The organism is Vibrio sp. 10N.222.46.A1, assembly GCF_041473595.1.
GTDB lineage: Bacteria > Pseudomonadota > Gammaproteobacteria > Enterobacterales > Vibrionaceae > Vibrio > Vibrio tasmaniensis_A.
Genome location: NZ_JBFRSN010000249.1, coordinates 1 through 9,761, shown reverse-complemented (window position 1 = coordinate 9,761; position 9,761 = coordinate 1). Strand labels below are relative to the sequence as shown.

Here is a 9,761-nt window from a genome sequence, read left to right as displayed (position 1 = left end):
GAGAAACATCGGTACTGCCTGTCGCGATATCACCCATAGTACTGGCTTCGCCGTACCGTGAACGTAATCAAATGCCTGAAGTTAACGCTGCTGAAATTGCATTGATTCCTCAACCAAATCAGATCGAACTCAAGCAAGGTAGCTTCGCGCTAAGCTGTGAATGCAAGGTTGAGGTTCAATCTCACCTTGCAGATAAAGCCGTCTCTTGGTTGCAGCAAGAGTTACTTTCTACCTTTGAAATATCTCTTTCGAATGAGCTTTCAACTGAACTTTCAAAAAACGAAAGCGGCGACATTCTATTTCGCAGCAATCCAACATTAGACGAAGCAGAATACAAACTCCGCATTACTGAACAACAAATAATTGTTGAATCAGGTAGCCAGTCTGGGTTTACACACGCCGTGGCAAGTCTGATTCAATTGGTTCAACAACTGGATGTCGAAAATTTTTCTATTCCATGCTGCAAAATCGCCGATCACCCTCGCTTTAAGTACCGAGGCATGATGTTGGATTGCGCGCGCCACTTCCATTCAGTAGAGCAAGTGAAGCGCTTAATCAATCAACTAGCGCACTACAAATTCAACGTTTTTCATTGGCACCTAACCGATGATGAAGGTTGGAGAATCGAGATCAAGAGCCTACCTCAGCTAACTGAAGTCGGCGCATGGCGCGGTCCTGATCATGCATTAGAACCGCAATACACCCACATTGCGGATAACTATGGCGGTTTCTACACGCAACAACAGGTTCGTGAAGTCATTGAATACGCAGAGCAGCGTAGCATCACGGTGATCCCAGAGATCGATATCCCGGGACACTGCCGCGCCGCAATAAAGTCACTGCCTGACATGCTAGTTGAGCAAGCAGACACCACACAATACAAGAGTATTCAGCACTACAACGACAACGTACTAAATCCAGGCTTGCCAGGTACTTATCAGTTCCTAGATGCCGTTATTGAAGAAGTTGCAGAGCTTTTCCCTAGCGAATTGATCCACATGGGCGCAGACGAAGTACCACCCGGTGTGTGGACCAACAGCCCTGCTGCTCAAGCTCTGATGAAAGAACATCAATATCAAGACAGCAAAGATTTACAAGGCCACCTATTCCGTTATGCCGAAAACAAACTCAAACAACTCGGTAAGCGCATGGTGGGCTGGGAAGAAGCACAGCACGGCGACAAGGTGAGCAAAGAGACCATCATCTATTCATGGCTCAGTGAAGAAGCTGCTATCAATTGCGCTCGCCAAGGCTTTGATGTGGTGCTGCAACCAGCACAGTTTACCTATCTCGACATGACCCAAGATTATGCACCGGAAGAACCGGGCGTAGATTGGGCTGCCGTTATCCCCTTAGAACAAGCTTATACCTACGAAGCCCTCGCTGAGATATCCGACACCGATCCAATTCGTAAGCGGATCCGCGGAATTCAGTGTGCTCTATGGTGTGAGATCGTTACCAATCAAAAGCGCATGGATTACATGGTATTTCCAAGAATTAGCGCTTTAGCTGAAGGATGTTGGACACATAAAAACAACCGAAACTGGCTAGATTACCTATCTCGCCTAAAGGGTCACCTGCCATTACTCGACAGACTCAATGTTGATTATCGCAACCCTTGGAAAGCTGAATAAAACGAAGCCAAAGCACACTCAAGTCGAGTGCTTGCTTCCCTGATTAAGGTGCTCAGTCAGATTCGACTCAGCATCATTATTTAAAAATTAGCTGCATAGATGCAGTTTGTTAAAAAGGAAATGACAATGAAATACGGCTATTTCGATAACGATAATCGCGAATACGTCATCACTCGCCCTGATGTACCAGCACCTTGGACCAACTACCTAGGTACTGAAAAGTTTTGTACCGTAATTTCGCACAATGCTGGCGGCTACTCGTTCTACAATTCTCCGGAATACAACCGTGTTACTAAATTCCGTCCAAACGGCACCTTCGACCGTCCAGGACACTATGTTTACCTGCGTGATGATGAGACGGGCGATTACTGGTCTATCTCTTGGCAGCCAGTGGCAAAGAACCTAGATGAAGCGAACTACGAAGTTCGTCACGGCCTGTCATACTCAAAATTCAAGTGTGAATACAGTGGTATTACAGCAACCAAAACGTTATTCGTTCCTAAGGGTGAAGATGCGGAAGTTTGGGACGTCGTGCTGAAAAACAACACTGACAAACCAAGAACCATCAGTACTTTCTCATTTGTTGAGTTCTCGTTCAGCCATATTCAATCGGATAACCAGAACCATCAGATGTCTTTGTACTCTGCGGGGACGTCTTACCAAGAAGGTGTTCTTGAATACGACCTGTACTACAACACTAACGACTTTGAAGGTTTCTACTACCTAGCTTCAACTTTCTCACCAGACAGCTACGACGGCCAACGTGATAACTTCCTTGGCATGTACCGTGATGAAGCGAACCCAATTGCCGTTGAGAACGGTAAATGTTCTAACAGCGCTCAAACCTGTTACAACCACTGTGGTTCTCTGCACAAGCAATTTACGATTCAGCCGGGTGAAGAAGTTCGCTTTGCTTATGTACTCGGTATCGGTAAAGGAAACGGCGAGCGCCTACGTGAAAAGTACCAAGACACAGCCAACGTCGATGCCGCTTTCCAAGGCATCAAAGATCACTGGGACGAGCGTTGCAACAAATTCCAAGTTAAGTCTCCAAACGAAGGCTTAGACACCATGATCAACACATGGACGCTATACCAAGCGGAAACCTGTGTTGTTTGGTCTCGCTTTGCATCCTTCATTGAAGTGGGTGGTCGTACTGGCCTTGGTTACCGTGATACTGCGCAAGACGCAATCTCAGTACCTCATGCCAACCCACAAATGACCAAGAAACGTATTATCGACCTGCTTCGCGGCCAAGTGAAAGCGGGCTATGGTCTACACTTGTTCGATCCAGACTGGTTCGATCCAGAAAAAGCAGACATTGAACCTTCAAAATCACCAACGGTTGTTCCAACACCGTCAGATGACGACAAGATCCACGGCATTGAAGACACCTGTTCTGATGATCACTTATGGATCGTTCCGACTATCATCAAGTATGTAATGGAAACCGGTGAACACGACTTCTTTGATGAAGTAATTCCATACGCAGACGGTGGCGAAGCGACCGTTTATGAACACATGAAAGCGGCACTGAACTTCTCTGCAGAATACGTGGGGCAAACCGGTATCTGTAAGGGTCTTCGTGCAGACTGGAATGACTGTTTAAACCTTGGTGGCGGTGAATCTTCAATGGTTTCATTCTTGCACTTCTGGGCTCTACAAGAATTCCTAGATCTTGCTAAGTTCCGTAATAACGATGCTGACGTTGCTAAATACACAGAAATGGCCGCGAACGTACGTGAAGCGTGTGAAACACACCTATGGGATGACGAAGGTGGCTGGTACATCCGTGGTCTAACAAAAAATGGCGACAAGATCGGTACCGCTCAACAAGCTGAAGGTCGTGTACACCTTGAGTCAAACACGCTAGCGGTTCTATCTGGCGCGGTTTCTCAAGAGCGTGGCGAGAAAGCGATGGACGCTGTTGATGAGAACCTATTCTCTGAATACGGCTTGCACCTAAATTCTCCTTCATTCGCAACACCAAACGATGATATCGGCTTTGTGACTCGCGTTTATCAAGGCGTAAAAGAGAATGGCGCAATCTTCTCTCACCCGAACCCATGGGCTTGGGTAGCAGAAGCGAAGCTAGGTCGTGGTGACCGTGCGATGAAGTTCTACGACGCACTGAACCCGTACAACCAAAACGACATGATTGAAACACGTTACGCAGAACCATACTCGTACGTGCAGTTCATCATGGGTAAAGATCATCAAGACCATGGTCGTGCAAACCACCCTTGGTTAACGGGTACCTCTGGTTGGGCTTACTTCGCGGTAACCAACTTTATTCTTGGTGTTCGCACAGGCTTTGAAGGATTAACAGTCGATCCTTGTATCCCGACTGATTGGCCGGAATTCGAGGTTACTCGTCAATGGCGTGGCGCGACTTACAACATCACAGTGCAAAACCCGAATGCAGTAAGCAAAGGGGTTACCTCTATCACTATCAACGGTGAGTCAGTTGAAGGTGCAATCCCAGTACAAGCAGAAGGCAGCGTGAACGATGTTGTCGTTGTTCTAGGCTAGTCACTTAATTTAACGAACAGCTCTTGCCTCAAGTCTTTATCGACTTGAGGCAATGAGACTAAAAGGATTTTCTAATGATTAAATTTGGTACAGGTGGCTGGCGCGCTTTCATTGGTGAAGAGTTCACCAGAGACAATGTTCGCCTTGTAGCGCAAGCGCTCGCTAACATCATCAATAATGAAGATGCAGCCAAGAATGGCTTCGTTATTGGCTATGACCGTCGCTTCCTTTCAGATAAAGCGGCATGCTGGTTTGCAGAAGTACTTGCGGCGAACAACATCAAAGTAAGCTTCATTGATAAGTTCGTTCCAACACCTATCGTGATGTTCCAAGCAAAAGAGATGGGATGTATTTACTCTGCGTGTATTACCGCTTCTCACAACCCAGCGGACTATAACGGCATAAAGATCTTCATTGAAGGTGGACGCGATGCTGACGAGATCATCACAGAGAAGATCGAACAGCAAATCGCAACACTGACCAACGAAGATGTTATACGAGTCGATTTTGAACAAGCGTTAAACGACAAAGAAATCGAGATCATCAACCCGATGAACGACTTTGTTGATTCAATCATCAACTTCATCGATATCGATTCGATTAAGAAAGCCAACCTGCGCGTACTGATTGATCCAATGTTTGGTGTTGCGAAAAATGCTCTGCAAACCGTACTGATCAACGGTCGCTGTGATGTCGACGTAATCAACGATGGTAAGAACCCAGATTTCGGGGGTCTAATGCCTTCTCCGAATGCCGCTACGCTCTATCGCTTGAAGCACTTGGTGGCAGCAGAAGGATATGACATTGGTATTGGTACTGATGGCGATGCCGACCGTTTAGGCATCATTGATGAGAAAGGTCACTTCATTCACCCTAACGAAGTGCTACTCCTACTTTACTACTACTTACTGGAATACAAAGGCTGGAAGGGCTCTGTTGTTCGTAACATCGCCACCACGCATCTACTCGACAAAGTAGCGGCAGATCATGGTGAGAAGAGCTTTGAGGTTCCTGTAGGCTTTAAGCATATCAGCTCTCAAATGGAAGCAGATGATTCACTGATTGGTGGTGAAAGTTCGGGAGGTTTAACCATTCGAGGTCATATCAAAGGTAAGGATGGCGTATTTGCTTCAAGCTTACTGGTTGAGATGATCAGTGTAACAGGTAAAAAATTATCTGAGTTACTTGATGAAATCTACTCTAAGTATGGCTATGCCTACACGGCAGAAGGAGATTGCCAGTTTAAGCCTTCAGAGAAAGAAGCGCTCTACACCAAGATTTACGTAGAGAAACAACTGCCTGAATTTGAATACGAAATTGAAAAAGTTAGCTATGAAGATGGTGCCAAGGTGTACTTCAAGAATGGCGGCTGGGTGATCGCTCGTTTCTCAGGAACAGAGCCGTTACTACGAATCTTCGCAGAAATGGAAGATAAAGACACTGCAGAACGTGTTCTTCAAAAAGTGAAAGACTTCCTCTCTCTATAGACTTATAGAGTGCAGCAGTTTTGAATGGGACTTAACAAACCACTGCCTTGTTAAAGCCTATAGGTGAAGAACTCTTGCCCAGTACTCTGTATCAAAGTGCTGGGCTTTTTTACGAATGCATTTTACTTTTCGGCAGAACGATACTTACTGCGTATCATTAAAACGCCAACACACCTTTGGTATCTACTTTGACGGTGACTGGCATACCAACACCTAGAGCCTCAGAAGACGTTGCTAACAGTTTCTGACCGTTAGCTTCAATCACATAGCGACAGTGGTCGCCCATAAATTGTTGTTCCAACACTGACAGGTTACTGTCGACATCATGACTCGCCACTATATGCTGTGGTCTTAGTAACAACGCACATTCCGCTCCCACTTCGATCTGAGTTTGTGCTTTCGCTTCTATCAGACCCAAGCTCGTTTCAAATTCATTATCTGAAATACGCTTTGCATTCAAGTAGCTACCACCACCTAAGAAATCAGCAACAAACTTACTCGATGGGTGGAAGTACAACTCAGATGCAGAACCATATTGCTCAATCACACCATGGTTCATTACCGCCATTTTATCTGAAAAAGCGAATGCTTCTTCACGGCTGTGCGTTACAAAAATAGCAGTAACACCCTGCTTTTTAAATATTTTACGAATCTGAGAGATCAACTCATGGCGAACTTGAGTATCAATATTTGAGAAGGGTTCATCCAATAACAATAAGTCCGGCTTGTACGCTAAAGAACGAGCAATCGCTACGCGCTGCTGTTGACCACCAGAAAGTTGATGTGGGTATCGGTCACCGAATTCATCTAAGTGAACTAGCTCCAACATCTCTTGAACTTTCTCTTTCTTTTGCTGTTCAGAAAGACCTTTGAGGCCAAAGCAGATATTCTGGTTTACCGTCAAGTGCGGAAACAGGGCGTAATCTTGAAAGATCATTCCGATGTTTCTCTGCTCAGGTGGTAACCAGTTGTCTCCATCGTCGATGGTTTGACAGTTCAAGCTCATGACGCCACTACTCAATGGAAGCAAGCCGGCAATCGCTTTCAGCAGCGTAGTCTTACCACAACCACTGGCACCAAGCAGACAAACAATTTCACCATGCTCAACTTCTAAAGAAAGAGATTCCAAAATAGTTTGGGACTCGTACTTACAAGTCAGATCTTTAATTGATAATGCACAACTCATTAGTGTTTCTGCTCCAAGGAACGGTTTACGATAATCAGAGGAATTAAGCCCACTAACACCAATAATACAGCAGGCATCGCCGCCAACTCTAGGTGCTCATCTGAGGCATAGTTATAAACATAAGTCGCCAATGTTTCGAAATTGAAAGGGCGTAGCAGTAATGCTGCATTTAACTCTTTCATTGATTCGATAAATACCAATAATCCGGCGATCAATGCGCCTCGTTTAATCAAAGGTAAATGAACATGACGTAACATCTGGTTGGTATTGCAGCCCATTGTTTTAGATGCCATATCCAATGAAGGAGAAACTTTACTCAAGCTACTTTCAATGCTGCCAATTGCAACCGCTGAAAAACGCACGACCATGGCAAAGATAAGTGCAAACATAGAACCAGAGAAGATCAAACCTGGTCCTGTCCATTCCATCACTTTTGCAATATCGTTGACTAAGTGATCCATAAACAAAACTGGGACCATCACACCAATGGCTAACACGGTGCCTGGAACGGCATAGCCCATGGAAGCGATACGCATATAAGCCTGATTTTTCTTACTTGGGCTAACACGTTGATTGAAGTTCACAATCAAAGCAATAACGACACCAATAATTGCAGCAACTACCGAAACATAAAGGCTATTAACGGCATACTCTCTAAATTCAGGGGTCCAGCTTTGAGCAAAATATTTGTAGGCATAAATCATTAACTGGGCAAGAGGGAACAAGAATGCGACACACACCAACCCCCAACACCAAAACAATGCTAACCACTTCTTCCAACCGGAAAGGTCGTAACGAAAATCTTCACGACTACTGAATTGATTCTGGAATAATTTCTGTTTGCGACGGCTATAGCGCTCTGAACTCAATAGTAGGATCACGATAATCAGCATAATCGCCGATATTTTCGCAGCAGCCGTTAAGCTTGAGTAACCTAACCAAGTATCGTAAACCGCAGTCGTTAAGGTATTGACTGCAAAGTAACTTACGGTACCAAAGTCACCAATGGTTTCCATTGCAACCAGTGATAGCCCGACCGCCATTGATGGACGAACAAGCGGCAAGGAAATACGACGAAAGCTTTCCCAAGGTGAACACTTTAACAACCGAGCGGATTGCAATAAGGAGACGTTTTGCTCCATAAAAGCCGCGCGGCATAGCAAATAAACATAGGGGTAGAGAACAAGTGACAGAACAATAATAGCTCCGAACAAGGTTCTAATGTCTGGGAACCAGTACTCTCCGGGCCCCCAACCTGTTAAATCTCGTAGCAGAATTTGAACAGGACCTGCAAAGTCGAACCAATCGGTAAAGATATACCCGACAATATAGCCTGGCATTGCTAATGGCAGCACTAACGCCCACTGTAAAACGCGCTCTCCTGGAACACGGCACATTGCCATAATCCAAGCTGACGGAATACCAAAAGCCAAAGACAGGAATAAGGTTCCTATGACTAAAACCACCGTATTATAAGTATAGGTGGGCATTACTGTGGACATAAGATGAGAAAATAGCTCATCAGTTTCTCCAACAGCAGTCGTAAAAATCGCTAAAATCGGTAAAACCAGCAATACAGCAATGATGCAGCTACTGGTGTTCCATAAATAATTCTTTTCTTTCATCGCCTAACTACAACGAGGCTTAATGAAACACAAATGCATTTGCAAATACATCTCATGTCCTTTTAATGGGGGGTTATTTATACCCATATACTGTAATGACTTCAAGGTGAGATGCTCATAACTCTGGGGATTAACGGGGAGCTTTGTATCAAAAAGTGATTTTCCAAAACAAAACAACCCCAAGTTACCGAAATGGCGACTTGAGGCTGTCATTTTACTTGGGCCGAAGCCTACAGTAAAAAATTATAGATCGAACTTAACTTCGTCTAGTAGCTTGATTGCAGCTGCGTGGTGGTCAGCAATCTGGTCTAGAGAAATTGTATCAGCTTTGAATTCACCCCAAGAAGCAACAAGCTCTGAAGGTTTAACATCAGCTTTAACTGGGTATTCGTAGTTCACTTCTGCGTACATGCCTTGCGCCACGTCACCAGATAGGAATTCCATTAGCTTAACCGCGTTCTCTTTATTTGGAGAGAATTTAGCCATTGCCATACCAGAGATATTTACGTGAGTACCAGTTGTCTCTTGGTTAGGGAAGTTAAGGTAAACAGCGTCAGCCCAAGCTTTTTGCTCTTTATCGTTAACCATCTTACCTAGGTAGTAGCTGTTACCAAGAGAAACGTCACATAGACCTTCTTTGATCGCTTTAACTTGTGCACGGTCATTACCTTGAGGCTTACGTGCTAGGTTTGCTTTTACGCCTTCTAGCCATTCTTTCGTTTCAGCTTCACCTTTGTGAGCAATCATCGAAGATACTAGAGAAACGTTGTATGGGTGCTTACCACTACGTGTACAGATTTTACCTTTGAATTCTGGCTTAGCTAGATCAGCGTAAGTGAAATCTTCACCTAGACGACCAACACGGTCACGAGAAGAGTATACGCTACGTGTACGAGTTGTTAGAGCGAACCACTCGTTAGCTGTGTCTTGGTACTGAGCTGGGATATTCTTTTCTAGAACATCACTTTCTACAGCTTGAACTAAACCTTTTTCAGTTAGCTCAGATAGACGGCTGATATCAACAGTTAATACCACATCTGCTGGGCTGTATTCGCCCTCTTGAGCTAGCTTCTCTGCTAAACCTTTCTTAGCAAACTTAACATTCACCTCGATGCCTGTCTCTTTTGTGAACTCATCAAACATAGGTTCAACAAGGAAAGGTTGACGGTAAGAGTATACGTTTACTTCTTCAGCAGCGATTGCAGCCGTTGGTGCGATTGCGCTACATGCTAGAGCTGAAAGAGTTAGCAATTTTTTCATTGGTAAAGTCCTTTATATCGAAATGATAATCTATATC

At 44.7% G+C, this 9,761-nt stretch carries 6 protein-coding genes; 3 read left to right on the top strand and 3 right to left on the bottom strand.

Features of this window, described 5'->3' with window-relative positions; all coding sequences use genetic code 11:
* The 3 genes from AB4496_RS08490 to AB4496_RS08480 form a co-directional block, all read left to right on the top strand.
* Positions 1 to 1,634: beta-N-acetylhexosaminidase (locus tag AB4496_RS08490; RefSeq protein ID WP_372130811.1), on the top strand; the 1,634-nt coding region annotated here is incomplete at its 5' end.
* A 126-nt stretch (positions 1,635 to 1,760) separates the two neighbouring features.
* A complete protein-coding gene (locus AB4496_RS08485; protein ID WP_102257746.1) occupies positions 1,761 to 4,166 on the top strand; it encodes a GH36-type glycosyl hydrolase domain-containing protein in 2,406 nt (801 codons plus the stop codon).
* 74 nt (positions 4,167 to 4,240) lie between these two features.
* A complete protein-coding gene (locus AB4496_RS08480) occupies positions 4,241 to 5,653 on the top strand; it encodes a phosphoglucomutase/phosphomannomutase family protein (RefSeq protein WP_009847570.1) in 1,413 nt (470 codons plus the stop codon).
* A gap of 157 nt (positions 5,654 to 5,810) precedes the next feature.
* On the opposite strand, the gene AB4496_RS08475 is transcribed toward AB4496_RS08480, so the two are convergent.
* The 3 genes from AB4496_RS08475 to AB4496_RS08465 all read right to left on the bottom strand — a co-directional run bounded on the left by AB4496_RS08475 (position 5,811) and on the right by AB4496_RS08465 (position 9,724).
* On the bottom strand, positions 5,811 to 6,839 hold the full coding sequence (locus tag AB4496_RS08475) for an ABC transporter ATP-binding protein (protein ID WP_009847571.1): 1,029 nt from the start codon (positions 6,837 to 6,839) through the stop codon (positions 5,811 to 5,813).
* Complete coding sequence (locus AB4496_RS08470; protein ID WP_009847572.1) at positions 6,839 to 8,464, bottom strand: iron ABC transporter permease; 1,626 nt, start codon at positions 8,462 to 8,464, stop codon at positions 6,839 to 6,841. Before AB4496_RS08470 ends, AB4496_RS08475 begins: the two co-directional genes overlap by 1 nt.
* Positions 8,465 to 8,707: 243 nt before the next feature.
* Positions 8,708 to 9,724, bottom strand: coding sequence for a Fe(3+) ABC transporter substrate-binding protein (locus tag AB4496_RS08465; protein WP_012604721.1), 1,017 nt, complete (start codon positions 9,722 to 9,724; stop codon positions 8,708 to 8,710).
* Between the last annotated feature and the right edge of the window lie 37 nt (positions 9,725 to 9,761).

What these genes read in the sequence shown, in the direction of transcription:
- AB4496_RS08485 (WP_102257746.1), top strand. Translation starts at nt 1,761, where the DNA reads ATGAAATACGGCTATTTCGATAACGATAATCGCGAATACGTCATCACT.
- AB4496_RS08480 (WP_009847570.1), top strand. Translation starts at nt 4,241, where the DNA reads ATGATTAAATTTGGTACAGGTGGCTGGCGCGCTTTCATTGGTGAAGAG.
- AB4496_RS08475 (WP_009847571.1), bottom strand. Translation starts at nt 6,839, where the DNA reads ATGAGTTGTGCATTATCAATTAAAGATCTGACTTGTAAGTACGAGTCC.
- AB4496_RS08470 (WP_009847572.1), bottom strand. Translation starts at nt 8,464, where the DNA reads ATGAAAGAAAAGAATTATTTATGGAACACCAGTAGCTGCATCATTGCT.
- AB4496_RS08465 (WP_012604721.1), bottom strand. Translation starts at nt 9,724, where the DNA reads ATGAAAAAATTGCTAACTCTTTCAGCTCTAGCATGTAGCGCAATCGCA.